General features: G+C 47.8%; 23 protein-coding genes and 1 pseudogene. 16 read left to right on the plus strand and 8 right to left on the minus strand.

Annotated elements, in window-relative coordinates:
• From recG to BLT91_RS03055, 10 genes are all read left to right on the plus strand, one after another.
• Positions 1 to 2046 carry an ATP-dependent DNA helicase RecG gene (gene recG / locus BLT91_RS03010; RefSeq protein WP_090816413.1) on the plus strand — a complete coding sequence of 682 codons (2046 nt, stop codon included), beginning with the start codon at positions 1 to 3 and terminating at the stop codon, positions 2044 to 2046.
• A 59-nt stretch (positions 2047 to 2105) separates the two neighbouring features.
• A complete protein-coding gene (locus BLT91_RS03015) occupies positions 2106 to 2450 on the plus strand; it encodes a DUF1294 domain-containing protein (RefSeq protein WP_368086761.1) in 345 nt (114 codons plus the stop codon).
• Positions 2451 to 2580: 130 nt separating this feature from the next.
• Positions 2581 to 2868, plus strand: a complete 288-nt coding sequence (locus tag BLT91_RS03020) for a stage VI sporulation protein F (protein WP_090816417.1) — start codon at positions 2581 to 2583, stop codon at positions 2866 to 2868.
• A gap of 232 nt (positions 2869 to 3100) precedes the next feature.
• Positions 3101 to 3472 carry a YhjD family protein gene (locus BLT91_RS03025; protein ID WP_090816419.1) on the plus strand — a complete coding sequence of 124 codons (372 nt, stop codon included), beginning with the start codon at positions 3101 to 3103 and terminating at the stop codon, positions 3470 to 3472.
• Complete coding sequence (locus BLT91_RS03030; protein WP_090816421.1) at positions 3469 to 4737, plus strand: DNA polymerase IV; 1269 nt, start codon at positions 3469 to 3471, stop codon at positions 4735 to 4737. The genes BLT91_RS03025 and BLT91_RS03030 overlap by 4 nt, the downstream gene beginning before the upstream one ends.
• On the plus strand, positions 4734 to 5237 hold the full coding sequence (locus BLT91_RS03035) for a YhjD family protein (RefSeq protein ID WP_090816423.1): 504 nt from the start codon (positions 4734 to 4736) through the stop codon (positions 5235 to 5237). Before BLT91_RS03030 ends, BLT91_RS03035 begins: the two co-directional genes overlap by 4 nt.
• 182 nt (positions 5238 to 5419) lie before the next feature.
• Positions 5420 to 6100, plus strand: a complete 681-nt coding sequence (locus tag BLT91_RS03040; RefSeq protein WP_090816425.1) for an SOS response-associated peptidase — start codon at positions 5420 to 5422, stop codon at positions 6098 to 6100.
• 34 nt (positions 6101 to 6134) lie between these two features.
• Entirely contained in the window at positions 6135 to 7298 is a 1164-nt protein-coding gene (locus BLT91_RS03045; protein ID WP_090816427.1) for a metallophosphoesterase, read from the plus strand.
• Positions 7299 to 7304: 6 nt separating this feature from the next.
• Complete coding sequence (locus BLT91_RS03050; RefSeq protein ID WP_090816429.1) at positions 7305 to 7862, plus strand: hypothetical protein; 558 nt, start codon at positions 7305 to 7307, stop codon at positions 7860 to 7862.
• Positions 7863 to 8042: 180 nt separating this feature from the next.
• Positions 8043 to 9101 (plus strand): CobW family GTP-binding protein, encoded by a 1059-nt coding sequence (locus BLT91_RS03055; RefSeq protein ID WP_090816431.1) that lies wholly within the window; start codon positions 8043 to 8045, stop codon positions 9099 to 9101.
• Positions 9102 to 9371: 270 nt separating this feature from the next.
• Here BLT91_RS03055 and BLT91_RS03060 read toward each other — a convergent pair whose 3' ends face one another.
• The 4 genes and pseudogenes from BLT91_RS03060 to BLT91_RS03070 all read right to left on the minus strand — a co-directional run bounded on the left by BLT91_RS03060 (position 9372) and on the right by BLT91_RS03070 (position 12787).
• Positions 9372 to 10046, minus strand: a complete 675-nt coding sequence (locus BLT91_RS03060) for a hypothetical protein (protein ID WP_090816433.1) — start codon at positions 10044 to 10046, stop codon at positions 9372 to 9374.
• A 36-nt stretch (positions 10047 to 10082) separates the two neighbouring features.
• Positions 10083 to 10187, minus strand: a pseudogene (locus BLT91_RS33775) (transposase); the annotation flags it as partial.
• A 554-nt stretch (positions 10188 to 10741) separates the two neighbouring features.
• Complete coding sequence (locus BLT91_RS03065; protein ID WP_090816435.1) at positions 10742 to 11740, minus strand: TIGR03943 family putative permease subunit; 999 nt, start codon at positions 11738 to 11740, stop codon at positions 10742 to 10744.
• A 33-nt stretch (positions 11741 to 11773) separates the two neighbouring features.
• Positions 11774 to 12787 (minus strand): permease, encoded by a 1014-nt coding sequence (locus BLT91_RS03070; protein WP_141224920.1) that lies wholly within the window; start codon positions 12785 to 12787, stop codon positions 11774 to 11776.
• A gap of 194 nt (positions 12788 to 12981) precedes the next feature.
• Between BLT91_RS03070 and BLT91_RS03075 the strand changes: the two genes are divergently transcribed.
• The gene (locus BLT91_RS03075; RefSeq protein WP_090817247.1) at positions 12982 to 13404 is read left to right on the plus strand and encodes a Fur family transcriptional regulator; all 423 of its coding nucleotides are present in this window, start codon (positions 12982 to 12984) and stop codon (positions 13402 to 13404) included.
• Between the two features lie 344 nt (positions 13405 to 13748).
• On the opposite strand, the gene BLT91_RS03080 is transcribed toward BLT91_RS03075, so the two are convergent.
• Positions 13749 to 14765 carry a CobW family GTP-binding protein gene (locus tag BLT91_RS03080; protein WP_254776761.1) on the minus strand — a complete coding sequence of 339 codons (1017 nt, stop codon included), beginning with the start codon at positions 14763 to 14765 and terminating at the stop codon, positions 13749 to 13751.
• 439 nt (positions 14766 to 15204) lie between these two features.
• On the opposite strand from BLT91_RS03080, the gene abc-f reads away from it, so the two are divergent.
• Positions 15205 to 17052, plus strand: a complete 1848-nt coding sequence (gene abc-f, locus BLT91_RS03085; protein ID WP_090816438.1) for a ribosomal protection-like ABC-F family protein — start codon at positions 15205 to 15207, stop codon at positions 17050 to 17052.
• 47 nt (positions 17053 to 17099) lie between these two features.
• On the opposite strand, the gene BLT91_RS03090 is transcribed toward abc-f, so the two are convergent.
• Complete coding sequence (locus tag BLT91_RS03090; RefSeq protein ID WP_090816440.1) at positions 17100 to 18128, minus strand: polysaccharide deacetylase family protein; 1029 nt, start codon at positions 18126 to 18128, stop codon at positions 17100 to 17102.
• A 171-nt stretch (positions 18129 to 18299) separates the two neighbouring features.
• On the opposite strand from BLT91_RS03090, the gene BLT91_RS03095 reads away from it, so the two are divergent.
• Complete coding sequence (locus BLT91_RS03095; protein WP_090816442.1) at positions 18300 to 19343, plus strand: WD40/YVTN/BNR-like repeat-containing protein; 1044 nt, start codon at positions 18300 to 18302, stop codon at positions 19341 to 19343.
• Here the strand turns inward: BLT91_RS03095 and BLT91_RS03100 are convergent.
• Positions 19340 to 19834, minus strand: coding sequence for a GNAT family N-acetyltransferase (locus BLT91_RS03100; RefSeq protein ID WP_090816444.1), 495 nt, complete (start codon positions 19832 to 19834; stop codon positions 19340 to 19342). The two genes, BLT91_RS03095 and BLT91_RS03100, sit on opposite strands and share 4 nt — an antisense overlap.
• A 170-nt stretch (positions 19835 to 20004) precedes the next feature.
• Between BLT91_RS03100 and BLT91_RS03105 the strand changes: the two genes are divergently transcribed.
• Positions 20005 to 20289, plus strand: a complete 285-nt coding sequence (locus tag BLT91_RS03105) for a hypothetical protein (RefSeq protein WP_090816446.1) — start codon at positions 20005 to 20007, stop codon at positions 20287 to 20289.
• Positions 20290 to 20392: 103 nt separating this feature from the next.
• Here the strand turns inward: BLT91_RS03105 and BLT91_RS31225 are convergent, their stop codons facing one another.
• On the minus strand, positions 20393 to 20563 hold the full coding sequence (locus BLT91_RS31225) for a hypothetical protein (protein ID WP_175532062.1): 171 nt from the start codon (positions 20561 to 20563) through the stop codon (positions 20393 to 20395).
• Positions 20564 to 21180: 617 nt separating this feature from the next.
• Between BLT91_RS31225 and BLT91_RS03110 the strand changes: the two genes are divergently transcribed.
• On the plus strand, positions 21181 to 21471 hold the full coding sequence (locus BLT91_RS03110) for a hypothetical protein (RefSeq protein WP_090816448.1): 291 nt from the start codon (positions 21181 to 21183) through the stop codon (positions 21469 to 21471).
• Positions 21472 to 21550: 79 nt separating this feature from the next.
• The gene (locus BLT91_RS03115) at positions 21551 to 23203 is read left to right on the plus strand and encodes an AAA family ATPase (protein WP_090816450.1); all 1653 of its coding nucleotides are present in this window, start codon (positions 21551 to 21553) and stop codon (positions 23201 to 23203) included.
• Positions 23204 to 23296: the final 93 nt, after the last annotated feature.

The following is a 23296-nucleotide window of genomic DNA, read 5'->3' on the forward strand; positions in this document are numbered from 1 at the left end:
ATGGATTTGAATCAATTCGAAGTACGCGAAGTCCATGGAGTTGGCGCTCAGAAGGCACTTGAGCTGAACTCCATGGGCATTTTTACGGTTATGGATTTACTGGAATATGTGCCGTTCCGTTATGAAGATTACACGGTACGTGATCTAGCTAGCGTGAAGGACGGCGACCGCGTCACGGTGAAGGGATACATCATCGGTGAGCCGGTGCTGCAGCGCTACAGCGGCAAGTCTCGGCTATCCTGCAAGGTGATGGTCGATGAATTCCTGCTGACGGCGGTGTGGTTTAACCGCCACTTCTTGAAGGACCGCTTGCGGCCGCAGCAGGAGATTATACTGACCGGCAAATGGGATGGCAAACGTAGGCAAATGAGCGTGTCCGATTCCGAGTTTCCCGGACAAGGCGATTCGAATACCGGCACCATACAGCCGGTTTATTCGGTTGCAGGCTCCATTACGCAAAAGTGGATGCGTAAGGTCATTCAGCAGGCGCTGACGCAGTACAGCGCCATGATCAGTGAAGTGCTGCCGGCTGGTCTTACCGGCAGATATGGGTTTATGCCGCGCAGCAAGGCGCTGGCTGTCATCCACACGCCGAGCGGTGTGGAGGAAGGCGCGCAGGCGCGCAGGCGCATGGTGTATGAGGAGCTGTTCCTTTTCCAGCTCAAGCTCCAGGCTTACCGCGCCGTGACGCGCAGCCGCGCAGACGGGCTGAAGCAGCAGGTGGATTTGCCTGCTGTCCGCGCCTTCGTGCGCGCACTCCCCTTCCAGCTGACGGAGTCGCAGAAGAAGGTCGTGGGCGAGCTCCTGCACGATATGCAGGAGCCGTACAGTATGAACCGACTGCTGCAAGGAGATGTCGGTGCAGGAAAGACGATCGTCGCGGCCATAGGTCTGTATGCGACAGTAAAGGCCGGCTACCAAGGCGCGTTGATGGTGCCGACGGAGATTCTGGCCGAGCAGCACAAGCGCTCGCTCGACAGCTTGTTCGAGCCCTACGGGCTGCAGGTTGCGCTGCTGACAGGCAGCTCAACCGACCGCCAGCGGCGGGATTTACTCGCCTCCTTGCAGATGGGAATGATCGACGTGCTTGTCGGCACGCATGCTCTCATCCAAGAGGACGTCTACTTCCGCCAGCTGGGCCTGGTGGTGACAGACGAGCAGCACCGCTTCGGGGTGAACCAGCGCAGCATTCTGCGGCGCAAGGGCATGAACCCTGACGTGCTTACGATGACGGCGACGCCGATCCCGCGCACGCTGGCGATTACAGCCTTCGGCGACATGGACGTTTCGACGCTGCGTGAGCTGCCGAAGGGGCGCAAGCCGATCAAGACGTACGCGGTCCAGCATTCCATGCTGGAGCGTGTGCTCGGCTTCATCCAGCGCGAGGTCGCGGCTGGTCGGCAGGCGTATGTCATTTGTCCGCTCATCGAAGAGTCGGACAAGCTGGACGTGCAGAATGCCATCGACGTCCACATTCAGCTGCAGCAGCATTTTCCGCAAATGCGAATCGGCCTGCTGCACGGGCGAATGAGCGCGCAGGAGAAGGAAGCGATCATGCGCGCATTCAAGGAAGGGACCGTGGAGGCGCTCGTGTCAACCACGGTGATCGAAGTTGGCGTGGACGTGCCGAACGCCACGCTGATGGTGATCTACGACGCCGACCGCTTCGGCCTATCGCAGCTTCATCAGCTGCGTGGGCGGGTTGGCCGCGGCGAGCACCAGTCCTTCTGCGTGCTCATCGCCGACCCCAAGACCGAGGTCGGCAAGGAGCGCATGAAGGCGATGACAGACACGACCGACGGCTTCGAGATTGCCCGGCGCGATCTAGAACTGCGCGGGCCGGGGGACTTTTTCGGCACGAAGCAGAGCGGGCTTCCTGAGTTCCGAATCGCAGACATGATGGCGGACTTCGAAGTCATGGAGCAGGCGCGCGATGACGTGGCTGAGCTCGTCGGCGATTCCTCCTTTTGGACGGGCGCCGCATTCATACCGCTGAGAGCCTACTTGCAGCGTTCCCATATTTTTGATAGCGAAGTGCTAGACTAGTAGGCAGCTATCTACGATGCTTTGATACATATTGACCACATGCCCGTTCGCTTTTAAGATTGATAGTAGAATTTACAAACGCGCTCGTCCTTAAAGACGGGGTAGCCGTTTATCCTTGGAAACGAGGTGTGCCGAATTTGACTTATTTTCTGGTTTATTTACTGCTGATGAATATCGCTACGTTCATAGAAATGGGACATGACAAGGGACAAGCCAAAAAAGGCGGCCGCAGAGTGCCTGAGAAACGGCTCTTTATACTGGCTGCTCTCGGTGGCGGGATTGGCGGTTGGCTCGGTATGCGGGTATGGCGTCATAAGACGAAACATACCTCATTCGTCATTGGCATGCCGCTGCTTGTTGCGCTAAATAGCCTATGCGTCATCATGATCGCGATTTATATGTAGTCATAGCAAAATGGACAGGAGACAGTTACCGACAGCGGTAGCTGTTTCTTGTTTTATACAGGGGCTCGAGTCAAGTTTGCGTACGTTCAGTCATATGATAGATGCATGACGTGTTATCGGAGGTACGAACATGAGTTATCAACAATATGGCATCGATCCTGCGTTGGTAGAGCGCGTAAAGTTCAAGATGAAAAATCCAGAGATCAAAGAACGCATTAAAATGCTGCTGCAGGGCGTTACGAAGGCTGATTTACAAAATCATACGAAGGTTGCGCGCTTAATAGGGCTTGCCGCTGGCATTTTCGGTGAGAAGCTGAGTGGGAGCCAAACCACCCAAATCCTGGAGTTTATTCTTGCACAAAAGATTGATCCTTCCAACACCTTTCACTTGATCAAACTATGGTCCATGTTTCGATAAGGTAAACAGAAAGCGCCACTTATAGGGCCGGAGATGCCCTGTTAGGTGGCGTTTTTTTTGAATGCTAGGCATCTATCATTCAACCGGACCTTCAGAAATACGACTACCCCATCGAGTTCCTTCATGAAAGGAGCCCATTTTTTTGTTTCCAAAAAAATTCACTTGCATAACGAATACGTGTTCGGTATATAATAAGTAACACGAATATATGTTCGCATATGGTGGTGGGAATATGAGTGTTAGTTCAAGAATTGAGACAGAAGAGGATGTTCAAATTATCAAAGAATACACGCTGCTGCCCATTTTGCTCGATATGCTGGCAAGGGATATGGAGGAGCTCAAGGTTTATAAGGATAAGATCGTGTACAATCATATTCTTTTTTATCTCAGAGAGGTTGAGACCGCAATTTATCCCCAATTACAAAGTATTAAGAGCAAGATGAAGCAACGAGATATTAAAGTCATCCATACTGAAATGAATGCATTAGGTATTAACGTAGAGTATAAAGTTCGAGGCTACATCCATCATTTCACGATGCTTCGCAGCTTGGTCAAGGCTGAGCTTATGACCACGCTTATGAATATGCGGGGGGGATTACGGTGAGCCAAGGAAAGGAACGAACGATCTTCCTAGCGGACTGTCAGAGCTTCTATGCAAGCGTGGAGAAGGCTGCTCATCCGGGCTTGGAGGATAAACCGGTCGCTGTTGCAGGAGACCCTGCGCTAAGATCGGGTATCATTCTAGCAGCCTGCCCCGTGGCCAAGAAATACGGCGTATCCACAGCCGAACGGTTGGGTGAAGCGCTTAAGAAGTGCCCTGAGTTGATCGTGATGCGCCCGCACATGCAGCATTACATTGATGTTTCGCTGCTGATTACCAAGATTTACGAAGAGTTTACCGATCTCGTTGAAATTTTTAGTATTGATGAGCAGTTTCTTGATGTTACGGCGAGTTTAGCGATATTCGGAGACCCTATAACGATTGCGAAAACCATTCAACGAAAGGTGTTCAGTCAAACGGGGGTAAAAGTTCGAATTGGGATTAGCTCTAATAAAATACTAGCGAAGATCGCGACAGATATTTGGGCCAAAAAGAATGAAAGTGGCATCTTCACGCTGCTCCCATCAGACGTCGAGAAATACTTGTGGGAACAACCTGTAAGTAAGATGTTTGGTGTCGGTTCGCGGATGACCGCGCATTTTGCCCGACTAGGTATGTATTCGATCGGCGATGTGGCGAGAACACCGCTGCCGCTGCTCAAGAATAAATTCCGCGCACGCTTCGGCAAGCAGTCAGATATTCACGCTGAAGTGATGTGGCGAACAGCGAACGGGCTGGATGATAGTCCGGTTACGCCGGGGACTTTCGATACGCCTCCGAAGTCTGTAGGGCATATGATGACTTTGCCGAGGGACTATGCGGAATCCTCTGAAGTAGATACCATCCTACTCGAGCTTACGGAAGAGGTGTGCCGCGACTGCAGGCGCAAAGGCTATATGGCTTCAATTGTTACCGTAAGCTGTATGTGCAGCCCTTTCGACGCACCGACAGGCTTTTCGCGTCAAATGAGGATGCCCGACCCTACGAATCATACAAGTACGGTTTTTCAAGCTGTGAAAAAGCTATTATACAAGTTCTGGGATACCATGCCGGTGCGCCGCGCCGGTGTCATGTTGAGTCAGTTAGTGGATGATGATACCTATCAGCTGACGCTCTTCGAGGATCAGATCAAGGCGCGAGCGCTTGAGAAAGTGACGGACAGCATTAAGGATCGATTCGGCAACGCGGCGATTGTTCGTGCTTCCTCGGTCACGACCGCCGGTCAAGCGCAGAACAGAGCGCTCAAAATCGGGGGGCACTATAAATGAGCAAAAAACTGGAAAAGAACGGCCTGTGGGAATCCAGCAGAATGATGCTGCCCCAGCACCGAGAGGCCTTGCAAAACCAGCGCAGCGATAGACCTGCTCCGGCAAGTCGTCCCACAGCGGAAGACATTGGGGTCATGCGAGACTATGTCCTGTTGCCTCTCATGCACGGGATGATTAAGAAAAAAGCCAGTGAAATCGAAAGATCCTCCGAAACGCTTAGACTGCTTTATGCCCGTGTTGCGCATGCGCTTGCTGCCCAAATACAAGCCGATTTAAGTGAAACCAAAACGAAGATGATGCAGAGGCGCATTCAATTATTTGAAGAGGAAAAGAATGACCGCGAGATTCACTATCGTTATGCTTGCCGTGGGCATGAAGATGCGCTTATCATTGCTAAAGACTACATGCGTGCCGAAATAAGCGTACGAACGGCCCGATACATTGATCATCTGGTTGCAAGCGTGTATAACGCTGGGAAGGCTGATGAACAGAAAGCGTAGAACGAGAGAATCTTGAGACAGAAAAGAAGACTTAGCCGACCAGCAGCCCGATGAAGCAATCTTCATCGGGCTACGCGAATTGACGTGAGTATTTCTTTTTCTCATAATGGAGGGAGAGTGCTGTAGTAATTCGGATAGATTTAGTTTTCTTGCGGAAAAAACCATGCAAAGGATGTGCACCGATGTGCGGACGCTATACGATCACTGTGACGTTAGAGGAGCTGATGCTTCGTTATGATATTTATTACAAATATCCTGCGAGATATAGCCCCAAATATAATGTGGCACCGGGACAGCAAGTAATGGCCATCGTCCATGACGGGGAAAAGAATAAGCTTGGCGAGCTGCGCTGGGGGCTCATTCCAGAATGGGCGAAGGATGAGAAGCTAGGCTATCAGATGCTCAATGCACGGGCTGAAACGCTTGCGGACAAGCCTGCCTTCCGCAAGCCGTTTGAGCGTAAACGCTGCCTGATTCCAGCGGATTCCTTCTACGACTGGAAAGGGACAGGAAAACATAAGCAACCAATGCGTGTTATGCTGCGCACCAAAGACGTCTTTAGCATGGCCGGGCTATACGATACATGGACATCTCCGGATGGCACGCGGATATCCACCTGCACCGTCGTTACCACGGAAGCGAACGAACTGATGGCGGATATTCATGAGCGTATGCCGGTCATTTTACCGAGGGAGGCGGAGGGGGTTTGGTTGAATCGCAGCATAACCAACACCGACACGTTGCGCCCGCTATTGCAACCGTATCCGGGGGACCAAATGTTTGCGTACCCCGTGTCTAGTCGAGTAGGTAATGTGCGCAACGACGATGAGTTATGTATAGAGCCGTTAAGCCTGCTGCTGTAAAGTATTGGAAGAACAGAATGGGAGAGTTAACGACATGAAAACACGCACGGTAATAAGCATCGCACTCATTTTCGCTATTGTGTTTGGTGTGAATGGCTACATTGGTTGGCACGGTCAAGTCTTTCTATCGGACCAACTAGGTACTTGGTTTCACCCTGCATTATACTGGATTGGCTTCTGGATCGTCGCTTTGTCGTATCTATTAGCATGGGTTGGCTCACGGGTGTTATCTGCCAGCTTATCCCGACTATTGAAAATTATCGGCTCCTACTGGTTTGCCGTCATGCAATTTGGTATCCTATTACTGCCGTTGACAGATTTGGCTATAGGAGTGCTCCATCTGGCATCCGTATCTTCCGATACGTACATTCCGATTCTCGGATGGATCAATATAGGGACTATACTCATCTTGATGATTCGCGGCTCTTACAATGCAAGGAACCCTGTCATACGCAAGTATGAGATTACTATTCCTAAAAAAGCGTTAGACTGGAAGCAGCTTCGCATCGTCGTTGCCTCCGACATCCATCTAGGCTCAATTGTCGGGAACCGCCATCTGCGTAAGCTTGTAGAGAAGGTCAATGGCTTAAAGCCAGATTTGATCCTCTTGCCTGGGGATGTAATTGACGATGATATTAAGCCGTTTATCCGTTATGATATGGGTAAAACAATGCGACAACTCCAAGCTCCGCTTGGGATTTATGCCGTACTTGGTAATCATGAATACATTGGCGGACATATTCCGGTCTTCGTGGAACAAATGAGGCAGATCGGTATTCACGTGCTCATGGATGAAACTGTTCATATCAAGGAACGGATGTACATCGTAGGCAGAAAAGACAAGGCAGCCGAGCGAACGGCCGAAGGACGTAAAGCATTGGTTACATTGCTGGAGGGAATAGATCCCGGACAACCTATTATTGTCATGGACCATCAACCCTACCACCTAGATAAAGCAGCTGACGCTGGCGCGGATGTGATGCTGTCAGGACATACACACAGAGGCCAAATGGCCCCGAACCACCTCATAACAAGAAGGCTCTTTGAACTAGACTGGGGCTACTTGCGAAAAGGTAACCTTCACGCTATCGTTTCCTCCGGCTTTGGTACGTGGGGACCGCCAATTCGTCTAGGCAGCCGATCGGAAATTATAGAATTAACCATTCATTTTAAAAGTAACGAGAGAGAAGTGAGGTAAGCCGCAATGCAAGAGGCAGACAAAAAACAAATTACACCTATAGAACTAGCTGCAGCAATGATGCAGTTTACTATGAAAAGCATAGAAAATAGCTGGGATACAATCAAACCGGCCGTTACCGTTTATTTAAAAGACCCCGTATTATCGGAAGATAAAGAAGACGAGTTATTAAGAGAGATTTATGTAGCAGCTTTAGCGCTGGAAATTTACTGCATTCCTCACGCCTTCGTTGCAGACATTGCTCGTCTTGTCAGCTTAGGAATGGGGGAAGTGATGGCTTCAGACAACTTGTCCGATCATCAATTATCAGAATCCATTAGCCAGCACTACCTCCCGCGTTTGGAAGCAGTATACTCAGCAGCTCCCACGGACCTGGCGCTGGCGCTAGTAGAAGAAGCTGCCACTATCCTCTACGATCGCCTAGAGCTTCCGCTCAAGCCAACCAATCCCGTAAACAGCCTGTTGTGGACCAAGCTATTTCCTTTTCTCGTCCAGCTTGTTGGGAAATGGCCGATCCTTTTGACTAAATTCGAAGTTAAGCAAGAGTCAACAGAATTAACATAAACATAATTAACATAAACATAATTAACATAAACATAATTAAGGAAACAACATGCTCAAGTCTACGGAAGTGTTGTACTCTCTTGATTTAAAGGTAATAATTACGAATAATAGAAGTGGAATCAATCATGAGCAGGATAGAAGCATAAGCTATCAAAATGCTTGGCGGAGGTAGAAATGAGTATGGTTAACAAACGAGTTACCGTGTATATATTATCCGGGTTCCTTGGAAGCGGCAAAACGACCTTATTAACAAAGGCGATTGATCATTTTACCGAAGCGGGACGTAAACCCGCAGTCATAATGAACGAGATTGGTGAAGTTAATCTGGACGGGCAGTTGGTTGCGGGAGAAGTGCCAATGTCCGAGCTGCTTGGTGGATGTATTTGTTGTTCGAGTCGAGGTGATCTAGCGACGGCCCTCAAAGAACTTGTAACCGAGGAACAACCAGACCTGATTTTCATTGAATCGACGGGTATCGCAAATCCGATGGAAATCATTGATGAAGTAACAGATGCTTCACTTATACTCCCAGTGGAGTTGAAAGCTGTCATAACCGTCGTTGATGCACCACAGCTGCTGGAGCTGAGCCGGACAAGCCGAGGCAAGACATACCGGCTTATGCAGGAACAAATCCGTTGTGCCAACTTACTTCTGCTGAATAAGACAGACTTGTTGCAGGAAGTGGCGCTTCAGGAAGTGGATACTCTCGTACGTGAATGGAATCAATATGCCTCTGTACACTACACAGTCTTCAGCCAAATCGATATAAGGCTCATAGAAGTGCTGGAAGAAGAGAAGGGGCTAGAAAAGCTTGCAAATGCAGCTCATAATAGCGCCCACCACGCAGTTCATTTCACTAAGGATCATGATCATCATGAATCTCACGATGATCTGAATCACGACCATGACCATGAGCAGGGCAATCACCACCATCATTCTCACAGTCATGTGATGGCGTATACACACTTTTTTGAGCGAGCAGTAGACAGCAACGCATTCGAACAATTTGTCAGTAAGCTACCGCAAGAGGTATACCGTGCTAAAGGGATTCTCAGTTTTTCCGATACGTCAAGCCGTTTCTTATTTCAGTACGCCTACAGAGAAATGGATTTCGTCAAAATTACTCCCAAAGGTGAAGTGCCCGACGTTGCTGTATTTATCGGGGAAAACTTCTCCAAAGACGCTGTTCGGATAGAATTGCTCAAACTGGAATCCTTATCAGATACGGCGGTAAAATAAGCAATTCAATTCAAAAGGAGTCCCCCAGCAAGCATGCTGCGGACTCTTTTTTTTGCAGGAATAGCTCACTGAATATACCGCTAACGAAGCACTTTGGCCGCTATCCTATTCCATTGGTTCAGGTTTGAAGGAAAAAAGTATGATTTAGGCCACCTGTTTACTCATCTTTAACTATCGTTTAACGCAGCACTATGACCACTATCCCTTTGACTCAGGTTGCTCGGTGATGAGTAATATAAGTAGTTATATTACATGGCTATATTCTTGGTATTAGGCACAGATGGACGTATTTTGGGGATTGAAAAAATTGAGTTTGGCATGAGGTGCCGTACATAAGTGGGTCAAATGCTGAAAGATGGATGCTTCGCGTAAAGTAAGGTTTACCTTAAAGCAAAACTCATCAAGGTAACTTTGTAGATACTTTTGTCCAATGCCATAGAATGTGTTGTTGATTGATTTGCCGGCTTGTACTGCGAGTGCAAGGAGAGAACGAAAGCGCTTTGGACTAAAGCGCCCAGTATTGAATTCGATGCTGCTTGTCTGCGATTCGATATGTTGTTGGGTAAAGTCCATTGTTGTAGATCGTTGAAAAAGCTTGTTTTTTATATGCATTTTGGAGACTAGTTTGAGTTTGATATAGGCTGGTTCGCCCAGAAAGTTGAGGGAGGAGCCTGCTAGAAGGTAGTGCTCCTGTGGATGGTTGCGGTAGTAAGGATTGTAGGGTTTTCCATAGACAGCTGAGTTTACTTGGACAATACCAGAAAGCAGAGTGCTTTGGTCAGCTGCACTTATGGCGTGACGAATTTTGTGAAGGATGAGCCAGGCTGTCTTGTAGGTGACGCTAATAATCTTGGAGAGCGTAACGGCATTCGTACCCTGCTCCGTGCGACATATCAGAAAAATAGCGGTGAGCCATTTATGTAAAGAGGTGCGACTGCCTGCCATTATAGTCCCGGCAGTGAGGGATGTTTGGTGTTGACATTGAAGACACTCATAGAGAGGAAGCCTCCTCGTACGGGTTATATAGGCATGTGAGTGCCCGCATTGTGGGCATGAAAATCCAAAGGGCCATTTCGTCGAAAACAATTAATTTATACAAGTCTCTTCAGTGGGAAATTGCTGTTGAAACTGCTCAAGAGTGCTCGGTAAATGATAGTTTTTTTCCATTATGACACCTCACAGGAATTTCCAAAAGAACACTTGTTCTTATTTATTATACCGAATATTTGTTCTTATATCAATTATTAACTGATACTTATTAAGGTGGATTGATTTGTATTAATTAAATACTTAGGTGATTCCCAGGAGCTTTAAACATTAACTATGAGTCATGATAAGTTATTTCAAAAAAGTAATAGAGTAAGAGGGGGAATGGGAGTTTTTGGGGCGACGCCATCGGGGATCAAAGCATGAAATCATGAATTGCTGGGAAACAAAGGTGTGGAGTGAAGTTGTGGATATGTAACGATCAAACCTTAATGAGTCTTGGGGATAGTGTCCATATGCGAGTCACAGTTGAAGTAATAGTTGTTTTATTATCTATTTGATGGAAAAATATGAACTCAGGATAAAGACAAAACAACCGCCAAGGATCATGAGTTCCTTGCGGTTGTTGGTTCGGCTATCGTGAAATTGACTTATTAATCAAGTTGTTTGAGCGGTTCAAAATTTGGATAAATATACGGTGATTCGGGAGCAGCGATTTTATCGATCTGGGTTGCTTTGATGGTGAAGATGTCGTTTCCATTGTAGCTGCCGTTTTGGATGGTGCCTGTGACTTTGACCCACATGTCTTTGGGATAGGTCTGAGCCGTTGGGAAGTCAATCATGACTCCGTAAGGGGTAGCATCGGCAGAACAACAGCTTACAGCAAAACGACCAACGACGAATTGATTTTTTTGCATGTTATCTTCGCGGTAGACGAAGCCGGAGAGCTCAATTTTTTTGCCAATGAAATTGTTTTTGAATAGGTCGATGGATGAAAGGATTTCCATGTATATTTCTGGTTTTACGACGATGGTGTCTTTTTTGTAAAGAATCATACCGATTTTGGAGAAGTCTTCATCCCATTCGTTATCGGCATGGAATAATTTTTGAAGTTCTGCATCGGATTTTGGAGCAGAGCTGATAGCGGCGCTAGAGTCAACAGGTGGAACGGTAATGGGGCTCGGAACAGCAGCAGTTGTCTGCTTGGGAGCATCCACGCTTGTTTGGGCACCATTTTCAGTGATAAGGTCTGTAGTTTGTTTGGCTATACTTGATTTGGCAGCGGAAAGATTCATCCCTTTGGCTGCTGCCATCGAACTGCCTAGGGCTGTATTAGGCATCATAAAGCCGATTAACAGTGGTAGAAGGAGCAGTCCATAAGCAACCGTATTGCGTACGGATGAGCGAGAAACAGGTTGCTCGCATTCACAGGCTACTGGTTTGCCCCAATAAGCACGCAGTGCCATGTAGCCTTGAAAGCAGGCGATTATGTACAGGACAACAGAGGCAATTTTGACATAAATCATCATGCGCGGGGCTATGTAGTATTGAAGGGCATCTGTCTTGGTAAGAATCACGATATAGCTGGAAAAACCAAGTAAAATAAGTGTGCGAAAGAAATAATGAAAGCTCAATAACCGAATTTCACTCATGTAAGTTCCTCCTGTTTTGTATGATTGCAAAAGTTAGAAAAAGCGTTCGAAAAGCAGTGAACAGGATAATACGGTGACGGCAATCAACGCCGAGAGAACGAGTACGAATTTGGATTTGAATACGGAAAGCAGCATCAGTGTACTTTTGAAATCAAGCATTGGGCCGAACACAAGGAATGTAAGCAGCGAGCCGGACGTAAATGACGTTTGAAAAGATGAAGCGACAAAAGCGTCTGAAGTGGAGCATAGGGAGAGGATATAGGCGAAGCCCATCATAAACAAATGAGAACTGATTGGACCCTGACCAATGGCAAGTAAGCTTTCACGCTGCATAAAAACTTGGATTAATGCGGTGAGCAGAGAGCCAAAAACGAGATATTTACCCATTTCAAAAAACTCATCAGAAGCATGAACGAAAAATGTATTCAACTTGCTGGAGATGCCACCGCCTTGATGCTGATGACCTTCCAACGCTTCTTGATTGGAAAAGTTGGCGCGGCTGATACGCAGCGGATTACTTTTGATAAAACGGTAGAGGATCAGTCCGATTACAATAGCAACAGCAAAAGCAAGCCCCATGCGGGTGTATGCGATAGCTGGATGATTACGGAATGCCATGAAAGTAGCTGCGAATACGATGGGATTAATGATTGGTCCGGTTACGATGAAAACTACTGCGATATAGACGGGCATCCCTTTGAGAATGAGTCTTCGAACAACAGGAATCATACCACATTCGCACATCGGAAATAGGATGCCTAAAACGCAAGCAAACAAGATACCAAGAAAAGGGTTCCTCGGAATGAAACGGCGAATGGTTTGCTCTGATACAAACGTTTGGAGCAAGGAAGAGAGCAATACACCTAATAAAATGAAGGGAATAGCTTCTAATAAAATGCTGATGAACATGGTTTTGAAAGCTTGCATGTGTTCTGTTGTAAGTAAGGATATCGAAGGCATACCTTTATTTAACAGGATGAGCATAATTAAGAGGAAGCAGATGGCCGCGATGGCATGCATGCTCGCTCGAAACATAGTAGTTGGCATTGGTTTAGACTCCTTAATCATAATTATTACTAGTTTAACCTATGATGAATGAAAGGGGAATAGGATAATGTTTGTTACGTACAAAAACGGTCATCTACTTGACGCAAGAGGTCAATTTGCTGCACTATGTTAGTAGAACAATTCATGACAGAGGGGTAATGTAAGTGGGCAATCATACAGATACGTTTGACGTGATGCTAAGAGCCATGGCTCAGCAAGGCTGGAGAATTACAGAGCAGCGCAGAAGTATGGCAAAGTTATTCGCTGAATCGGGAAGTTATTTGTCGCCGAAAGACGTTTATGAATACATGAAACTTAAATATCCCGGTGTGAGCTTTGATACGGTCTACCGTAATCTTCGATTGTTAAGCGAGATGGGGGTTCTGGAGCAGTTTCATTTGGCCGATGGATTGAAGTTCAAGGCAAGTTGTTTGTCGCATCATCATCATCATATGATTTGCGTTAGTTGTGAAAAGACAGTAACCTTTGAGTTCTGTCCGATGAAGCTTGTGAAGGATTTGCCGGAAAGTTTTGAAATTCAGAGTCATCGGTTTGAGATATTTGGTTACTGCTCAGATTGTAAATCAGGCACATCCGTCTCTCCGGTGGGTCATTAAAAATCGTGGAACTTCATGTTCAGCGATTTTTTTATGTAAAATGTTAAAAAAATAGATTATTTTGAAAACTACAGCAACATTCTTAATTTCAAACGATTCATTATGCCATTCCATGAAATCATTGGACAAATGCGAGAAGGGACGTTCGGCGAATTCGAGCAGGAGATCATTTCTATATATTAACCCTCATGACATTGGGAGCCCGCTCGTTAAGGTGGGGAATGCATTTGTGGATTGGAGTAAGGAAAGGAATGTTCAGATTCAATCAATTCTAGCATGAAAAAACAAAAGCAGTCTGCTTGAGGTGAACTCAGCGGAACTGCTTTTTTTGATGCGGGTTGTTGTTATACTTGGGTTTCGGCTAGTCGTTTTTGCCAGTCCTCTTCAAGTGCAGTAGCATCAAGGTCCAAGCCTATGAGGACGAGATAAGGCGTCCCTTGGAAAGCGGTTGGCTGCCAATTCGTACGTTTGCCTGCGAATTGCATAAGAAAGAGCTCGCGTTTAGCGCCAATAATCAAATAACCTTTTCCGCGAAGCAGCTTGGATCCCCATTTTGCTAAATAACGTTCCACAGTGCGTTGTGTCAAGTAGAGGTTATCATCGATGGGAATTGTAATAGTGTGAATACGTGAGAAGGATGCGGTATGTTTGGATGACTCTCTTGGTGGCTGGACGGCTTTGATAGCTTGAAATCGCAAGTTTTTATTAAAGGTCGATGAAACAATGGATTGCGATTCTTGCGGTCCAAGAGCGCCGAAAATAAGTTCCAAATCAAAATGGCTATGTGTAGTTGGCAGCAGCAAGGAGCGTTCATTGGATTTGCGAATTGTTTTTTCAATGGACTTTAATTGTTTGTCAGAGACTAAGTCAACTTTGTTCAAAAGAAGTAGATCAGCAACCTCTATTTGTCTGCGCAGTGTATGGACAAGCTCACGGTCCGAGGCGAAAATGCTGTTATATTCAAGCACGTTCTCGGCATCAAGTATGGTGATTACTTTGTGTAGTTTCACATGAGGAAGCAGCGCGGGTTCGGTCAGCGCATCGACGATTTCCTCTGGGTTCGCAACGCCGGTTAATTCAATGAGAATCACATCGGGCTTGCGAATCAGCAGTTGTTTAACTGAATCACTGATATCACTTTTCTTACTGCAGCAGATGCAGCCATCAAGTAGTTTGGCCATGTTCACATCAGGTGAGGCTGCTTGGAGGAGATGTCCATCAACATCTTGTTTTCCTAGCTCATTCATAAGAACGGCAGGGTTGAGGTTAAAGAAGGCTGCTTCTTGAAGCATTCGGATGAGCAGTGTTGTTTTGCCGCTGCCTAAAAATCCACTCAGTACGATAACGGGAACTTTGCTCAAAAGGAGGACTCCTTTATCATTGAATTAAAAAGTAATTATTACGAATTGAATTGTAGTATAAAAAAGGGTAGGCTGCAAGGACTTAATTCAGAAAAAAACGTGTGATGCTATTTGAACACATTGGATATTATAGTTATAGTGATTCTTCCCCTTGAGAGTTAGAGGGGTTATGTTACAATGAAAGAATCTTGAAGAATTCGGAGGTACCTTTAGAGCGATGAAGTATGTAGCCTAACTTTTCTGCTAAAACGAAATGTTTCGTTGAAGGGCAGACTCTACGATTGTGCAGGTAGAGCGAGTGGGATACGTATGTCTAAAGGGGCTGACTCCTTCAGGAGGGTGCTGTTCTTTGCATACCCAATTCATGACTTGTTCTTCCTGACCGTAGGCGATTGCTTGCGGTTTTTTGTATTTGATTTTCAAAGGAGGAAACGTGTCTATGACTTTACTTATAAAAGCGATGAATGTGATGAAGGAATTTGCAGGGAAGCCACTTTTTGAAAATGTGGAGTTGGAGGTGAATGCAGGGGAGCGGATCGCGATTTATGGCCGAAACGGCATAGGAAAGACAACGCTGCTTCGCCTTTTGGCGGGCACGCTGGAGTTGGATAAAGGTAGAGTAGAACGCAGGCTGCCGCTCGAGCAGTGGGGCTGGATGGGGCAGCAGACGGAATCGGATGAGGCGATGTCCACACATGCCTACGTCGAGGATGGTTGCCCAGAGCATTGTGCCGCGAAGCGTTGTTTGAAGGAGCTGGAGACGCGTATGCAGGATGCGGCTTCTCCTTGCATGGAAAGCCTGCTAGCCGATTATCAGGAGGCGGCAGAGCAATACATGGGGCTGGACGGCTACCACTGGGAAACCCAAGTGGAGCGCAAGCTGCTGCAGCTCGGGCTCGGCCGCGAGCTGTGGGATCTGCCGCTCGGACAGCTGAGCGGCGGGCAGAAGACGCGAGCTCAGTTGGCTCGTCTGATGGTGCGCGAGCCGCAGCTGCTGCTGCTCGACGAGCCGACCAACCACCTCGACGCGGCGTCGCTCGAATGGCTCGAAGCGTGGCTTCAAGCTTATCCGGGCACCGTAGTTTTCGTCTCCCACGATCGCCATTTCATGGATGGTGTGGCGACCTGCCTAGTCGAGCTGACGCCGCGAGGCAGCCGAAGATACCGAGGCGGATACACGGAGTATACCCGCCAAAAAGAGCTCGAGCTGCGCACGCAGGAGCAGCTCTACCGCAAGCAGCAGCACCTGCGCGAGCAGCTGGAGGAGAGCATTCGCACGTATCGGCAGTGGTTCCATCAGGGCGAGAAAAACGCCCGAAAGGCTGAGGTGCCGATACAGCGGGGGTACTTCCAGGCGCGAGCCGGCACGCATGTCTCGCGGATGAACGCGAAGATGAAGGAGCTGGAGCGCCTGGAAGCGGACCGCGTGGAGAAGCCGCGGGAGGGGCCGCACCTGAAGGTGAAGCTGGGGGCGAGCGACTTCGCTTCCCGCTCGTTGGTGCGTCTGGAGCAGGCCGCGTTCCGCTACGGCGACCGCGAGCTGTTCGCTGAACTGAGCCTCAGCGTAGACCGCGGCGATCGTTTGGCCGTGCTCGGCCCCAACGGCTCAGGCAAAACTACGCTGATGAAGCTGCTCGTCGGCGAACTTCAGCCCGCTGCCGGCATGGTGCGGCAGCACCCGCAGGCGTCGATCGGTTATTTCTCACAGGAGCTCGAGCATCTCGACGACAGCGTGACCCTGCTAGACAGCCTGCTGGCGCTGCCTGGCATGACGCAGACCCAGGCCCGCACGATCCTGGGCTGCTTCCTCTTCTCAGGTGAAGAGGTGCGCAAGCGAATCGGAGATCTTAGCATGGGCGAGCGCTGCAGGCTTGCCTTCCTCAAGCTTTACTTCAGCGGTGCGAATTTGTTGGTGCTGGATGAGCCTACGAATTACTTGGATATCGATTCGCGGGAGAGGATTGAGCAGGCGCTGCTTCACTATCCCGGCGCCATGGTCATTGTCTCGCATGACCGCTTCTTCATTCGCAAGCTGGCGACGAAGCTCTTGTGGCTGAGCGCTGCGCGCAGCCCAATCCCATTCACAGGTACTTACGACGAGTATACGGAGGCGAGTAAGACGAGCGAAAGCTCACCAGAGCTGTTAGCGCGAGCTAACGAGAGACGCCAGTTGGAGTTAACACTGGCGAAGCTCATGAGCGAAGGGGAGTGGAGCCCCGAGAACGCTCGCTCACAGCTTCAGCACATCCGAGACATCAAGTCGAGACTCTCGGCGCTGCAAGAATAAGCATGTAAAAGAATAAGCCGGGTGCGCACATACAGATGTGCTCCGGCTTATTTGCTTTTTGCAACATGAAGCAGCTCAGGCACAGTTACAAACGTGTAACCAGCTGCTTTGAGATTACTGATCAGGGGTCCAATGGCCTGTACCGTTCCTGACAAATCCTGACTGTCTGCACCTCCGGAATGCTGGAGGATAATGGAGCCGGGCTTCGTTTGCTGCATAATATTATGCAGCACCTGATCCGAATTCAGCGATCTCCAGTCGAGTGAATCGACATTCCAGTTCACAATCAAATAATGGTGATCAGCGATCCATCTGACCTGCTCCTCATTAATCGCACCGTACGGCGGACGGATTAGCTTAGGAGCGTAGCCAATCAAGCCTTGCAGTACATTTTCCGTGCTCATGATCTGACTTTGAAATTTGTCCACCGTCAGCTTCGGTAGATTCGCATGACTGTAGGAATGATTGCCAATGACATGACCTTCTCTGACAATACGCCTAACGATATCGGGATGAGTGCTGGCCTTAGCACCAAGTACGAAAAAGGTTGCCTTCACTTGGTTAGCCTTGAGGGCATCAAGAACTTTTGGTGTAAATCTAGTATCAGGTCCGTCATCGAAGGTTAGCGCCACTTTCTTCTCCTGAGCAGAGCCTCGCAGCTTGAAAGTATCCGGGTATTTCATAGCCAGTTGAGATAGCGTAAGCTTTTTCTGAGAAATCCTGACTTGGCCCTGATTTATTTGAACAGGGACGGAAGGCTTCTTGGAACCTTCAGGATGTGCTTTCTTGGTATTCGTTTTGGGCGACGGACTTGGCGTTAAATCAGTTGGTGTTGTTTCATGTTGATTCATTGTCGTGGGCGTTCCTGTAGGTGTTGGAGTGACCATTCTTTTCGGACTTGACAGAGGCTCAATATGAAGCCGACTTTTGTCCAAAATGGACTCTGTTTTTAGGTCTTGGTCATAAACATGAGAATTTTGTTCTGAGCGCTGATCGTGATAAGGCTTGTTATTAGACACACCGCAGCCTGCTGCTAACAGGAATACGATAGTGACGGACCAAACCCATTTGGTCATGGCAATCCCCTCCGAGCAATATGAATATGCTCTAGCTTTTGTAAAGAAGGGACATCCTATCCAGTGAAAATAAAGGAATCAACCGCAAGGGGTGGACATGAACTATTCTTGATCATGGACCGTCATTACATATACCCAAAGCAGAATTGCAAAAGTGAGAGGAGTGAGGTCATGACAGTCCTGATAAGCAACAAAAAATTAGTTGTTTTGGCGATTTTTCTGCTATGTGCAGGCTGTTTTTATGGAAAATCCTCGACTCCGTCTCCTAACGAAAGGTCTTCGTCACAAGAAACGCGTGACTCCGGTTTTTCAATTGTTTCGGGTGAGAATATCCGTGTTAATGCGCAAGTAACACCCATGCGCCTCACCCCAACCAAAGCACTCTCGTTCGTGGATGAGCTACATGGATATGGCCTCGCTTCCGGCATCGGAGATCTACCATTTGTGCAAACTAGCGACGGCGGGGTGACCTGGCAGGCTCTGAGCAGATTGGCTTACACAACTGAACCAAACGCGATTTCTTTTCTTGATTCTCAAACAGGTTGGTTGTTCACTAATGAGTCTTATGGTCAAAAATCGGAACTTCGACTAACCTCAGACGGTGGTCAAACTTGGGAGGTCATTGCGCAGGACTTACCAGGACTAGAGGCGAGGAGAGAAACACCTTTTTTCCGATTCTTTGATCGGCAAAAAGGGTTGGTTGCTGCCAAAAATGACAAAGACATGATACTGCTTCGAACGCAGGATGGGGGATTAACTTGGTCGGCATCAAGCCGTATCCCAATGCCTTTGAAAGAGGAGGGCGTGTTTACGTTCCTCTCATCCACCGAGGGTTGGTTCATTGGCCCCAGTAAAAAGGACAAGGACATAACGATTCTTTATCACATGACGGATGGAGAGACGTGGCACGAAGCAGGCAAGCTGCCGAGCCTCCTTGCGCCGCAGGCTATTTCTTTTGCTGATGCACAAAAAGGGTTCATTCTGTTGCATGCGAATCCGCAAAGTCGTGAACAAACATGGCGATTGCTCCGGACAATGGATGCAGGCAAGACGTGGAGCCAACATGAGTTTCCTAACACATTCCAGCCGCTAGATCCAAATTTACAATTAAGTTTTCCTACATCGAGTAGTGGCTGGCTTTTGGATACTAGAGACTTGTGGCGAACGACGGATGGAGGTTTGAGCTGGAGTTACTTACGCCGTAAACCTTATTAAATGATTTTCTGATAGGTAACAATATCGAGGAATTTGCCCCATTTGAAGCCAACCTCACGGAAATGTGCGCACTGCGTATACCCATTTTTCGTAAACGTATGAATACTAAGTTTGTTATCCGCGCAAATCGTTGAGATCAGCGAGTGGAAGCCACGCTCTTTCGCGACCGCTTCAATATAATGAATGGCTGCCGAGCCAATTCCTTTGCCTACGCATTCCGGATGCAAATATATCGTCACTTCCCCTGTGGTATCATAGGCTTGTTTTTTTTTGTGCGGCATAACTTGAACGTACCCTTGCAGGTTCCCATCCAATGTGATCACGTAAGTTTGGTAACGCGGGTTTGGATGGATAACACTCTCCGTAAATTCCAAAAGCCCTACGGGCTCCGTGTGAAAAGAAACGGTCGTATGCAAGACGAAATGGTTGTAAATATCCATTAAATAGGAAATATCAGATTCTTCTAATGGTTTAAATAAAATCGTAGACATCGGACTAGCTCCTTATGATTGATTTCGTTTTATCTTCCAAAAACAGATTCCACAGGAGAAGTCAAACTCCTTTTTCAAATAGACATCTAGTCATATTCCATGTATCTTAGATATAAAGTCTTACTATTATATACAGATAAAGTTGATACATTAGAAATAGGGGGAATCACATGTCGGGCAATTCAGGTTACATTATCGTGATCGTTATTGGAGTAATCGTTCTCGCTGGTCTTACATTCATGAATCTTCGCAAAATTAGTAAATCCACCGCGGATTTGAGCCCGCTCAAAAAAAGAACACTTCTATGGAGCGAAATATCACTAGCGCTTTTTGTTCTACAATTGTTCTTCCGTGATCGCCAAGGCGGTTTCCTGCTGTTTTTTGGAATTCTCACGTTATTTACAGGTGCTCACTACCTAGGTGTGTTGTATTATTCGAAAAAAAGAGGGAAGTAAATAAGCGAAGAGGCTTTCCCTGATAAGTAGTAATCGGGAGGCTTCATTTTATTTGCTTGGCCGATTAGTCTACTTTGATTTGGTTGGTGCTGTTTCCGGATTGTTATTCATTCCAGCTAGCAGGTTTCGTTTTGGTTGGTGTTTTCCACTTCTGGTACCACTTCTTCTTTTTCTTTTGTTCCATTAAAGTTCTTAACTGCAGCATAATAAGTTTAGCCCGATCTTCGTCGGCATACTTGATTCGTAAACGTTCAAAAATAGTGTGATCTTGCATAGAATACCTTCTTCTCTGACTGTTATCGTGAGTTTGTATATAAATGGAAACGTATGTTCCGTTAATGATTATAACACAATGCCAAGGGTCAGGGAATAGGAGTTTTAAATGGGCTGGATTTAGCAGGTACGAAGTCATTTCATAGCGAGCTAAAGGAGAAGAAAAGGAGCCATTCAGTGAATGTGCTCCTTTATCTTTAAAATCCAATTTTGTTGGAAGCAGGCTTACTCTCATTTTTTAATACGATATTTCTAATGGATAAGATGTGGATGATGTAATCCTAATGATATCATTTAATCTATTTTTCCGTACTCGTGAAGCATGGAAAAAGTGTGATAGAATATATTCCTAGTATACAAGCTATCCGAATTGTTCTGCTGTGAGGCAGCAGGTAAGGCTCCTCTTCATAGAGGGGATCCTGATATAGTAGTAAATTAGATAGGATAATGATGGCGTGGCCTGTGAATAGGAATATTTTCTTCGAAACTAAAAAGCTGCATAGTAGCGGCTTTTTTTCGTTGTTCAAGTAAATATTTACGAATAAATAGTAACGGCGACTAGCGCATCATCACATGTTAGTATTCCTAGCATAATATGTGGCAAGGTGGTGATGATAAATGACATTTACACTTGCAGATTGGATGATCTACACAATGTGGGCCATATTTGGATTAATGAGCATTGATTTTCTTATCGCTTTTTTCCAATCATTTTGGAAAGGTTCTTTTGATCCAACTTTTGTATTAGGTTATTTAAAGGATGTCCTATACTATGTCCTGCCATTGAAGATCGTTATATCCATGATTCCAATTGATCCTACGGGGTGGATTCTTGTGATTTTTTATTTCGTGGGCGGTATCGCTGTAATTCTCAAATATTTATGGGACATTAAAAGAAAATTCCAATAAATAAGTTTTTGGCCTTCCTTCATGGAGGACCTAGGGTTTTCATAGAGTAATCGAAACCGTATGTAAAGGAAGTGAGGTCATGAGGAGATATCAGTGGATAAAGTGGCGTACATTTATCCTCTGGCTCGCAGCCCTCGTCTTCACCGGCGTGCTGTTGTGGGTAGGAGGGCCGACATACTGGGAGATCGCATTAGGTATTGTAGGTGTTGTGATGCAGCTGCTCTTCGCCATAATGTTCATGATCATTCAGTTCGTTGCCCTCTTTTGGTTCCTAGCCCGGGGACGTACGTATTGGATTCTGCCTGGAGAGACTGGCTCCACCTGGGACGATTACCGGGGTAACCCCGAGATCGTTGAGAATGCCAAGCGAATCGTCACCCTGCTCAAAGGTGTCAAGGAGTTCAAGGAGATGGGTGGCGAGGCGATCCGGGGGTTGCTGCTCTGTGGGCCCCCAGGCACCGGCAAGTCTTACCTGGCTCAGGTGATCGCCAACGAAGCGCAGGTGCCCTTTGCTTACGCCTCGGCCCCCAGCTTTCAAAACATGTTCTTCGGCGTAGGGAACCTGAAGGTGATGGGCCTCTACAAGAAGGCCCGGAAGTTAGCGAATGTATACGGTGCCTGCATCATCTTCATCGATGAGATCGACGCCATCGGTATGAGTCGGCAGGCAGGGAGTGGAGGAGGAGGGATGTTCGGTATGGGCGGCGGCTCTGGCCTGCTCAACGAGCTGCTCTTGCAGATGGATCCGCCGAACATCGACAACTCCCGGTTTGCTAAGCTGCTTCGCTCGCTCGGGCTGCGGCGCAAGAAAGCAGAGCGTCCGCCAGTGCTGACGGTCGCAGCGACAAACCTGCCTGACGTACTCGACTCCGCGCTGCTCCGACCCGGCCGCTTCGACCGGCAGCTCTGGGTCGATGCCCCCGACTATGATGGACGGGTGGACGTCTTCCAATATTACCTCCAGAAGGTGAAGCTTGAGTCTACGCTAACTCCAGAGCGGGCGGCGCTCGATACGGTGGGCTACAGCCCAGCGCAGATCAAACACATCGTCAACGAGTCGGTTGTGATCGCCCACCAGCGGGGCGCACAGGTTGCCAGTTACGAGGACTTTCGGGCCGCCATGGAGACCTATGAGTGGGGCCTCAAACAGCCGCTCCGCTCCATGAGAGCGGACGAGAAAAGGAACATCGCCTACCATGAGGCCGGCCATGCGGTAGCGCAGTACCTGCTGAAGCCCCATGACCGGATCTGGAAGGTGACTATCATCCGTAGGGGCGGCGCGCTTGGTCTCGCTGCCACAAAGCCGATGCATGAGCGGTATAACCGAAGCGACAGCGAGATCTTGGCGGAGATCCAAGTCTGTCTGGCAGCCCGAGCGGTGGAAGAGGAGTTCCTGGGGAAGAAATTAAACGGTGTCACCTCCGATCTGCAGCAGGCTACAGAGATGGCCGGGGCCTACCTTGGTATGGTCGGTATGGGCGATGAACTCTTCAGTTGGCTTGCGTTAGGCTCTCGGGCTGATGGACTCAAGGCGCTCCGGCCAAAGATCAACGAGCTGCTGAGGGACCAGATGCTCCAAGTGAAGAAGCTAGTACGGGAACGCGCCGACTTCGTTCACGCCATTGCGGAGGAGTTGCTGAAGCGTGGCGATCTGACTGGCGAGGAAATTGAGCAGATCTATGTGCGGCTGTATGGTCATAGTCGGCCAGAACCGCCTAAGATAAAACCTTGAGTGAGGTATAGCCAATAAGGATTTAGCATAAAGAACCTTATAAAATTCACCGTTGAAAGGGCTCCCAAAGGGGTCTTTTTTCTTTGCGCTAAT

Origin of the sequence: Paenibacillus sp. yr247, from assembly GCF_900103825.1 — a bacterium.
Lineage (GTDB): Bacteria > Bacillota > Bacilli > Paenibacillales > NBRC-103111 > Paenibacillus_E.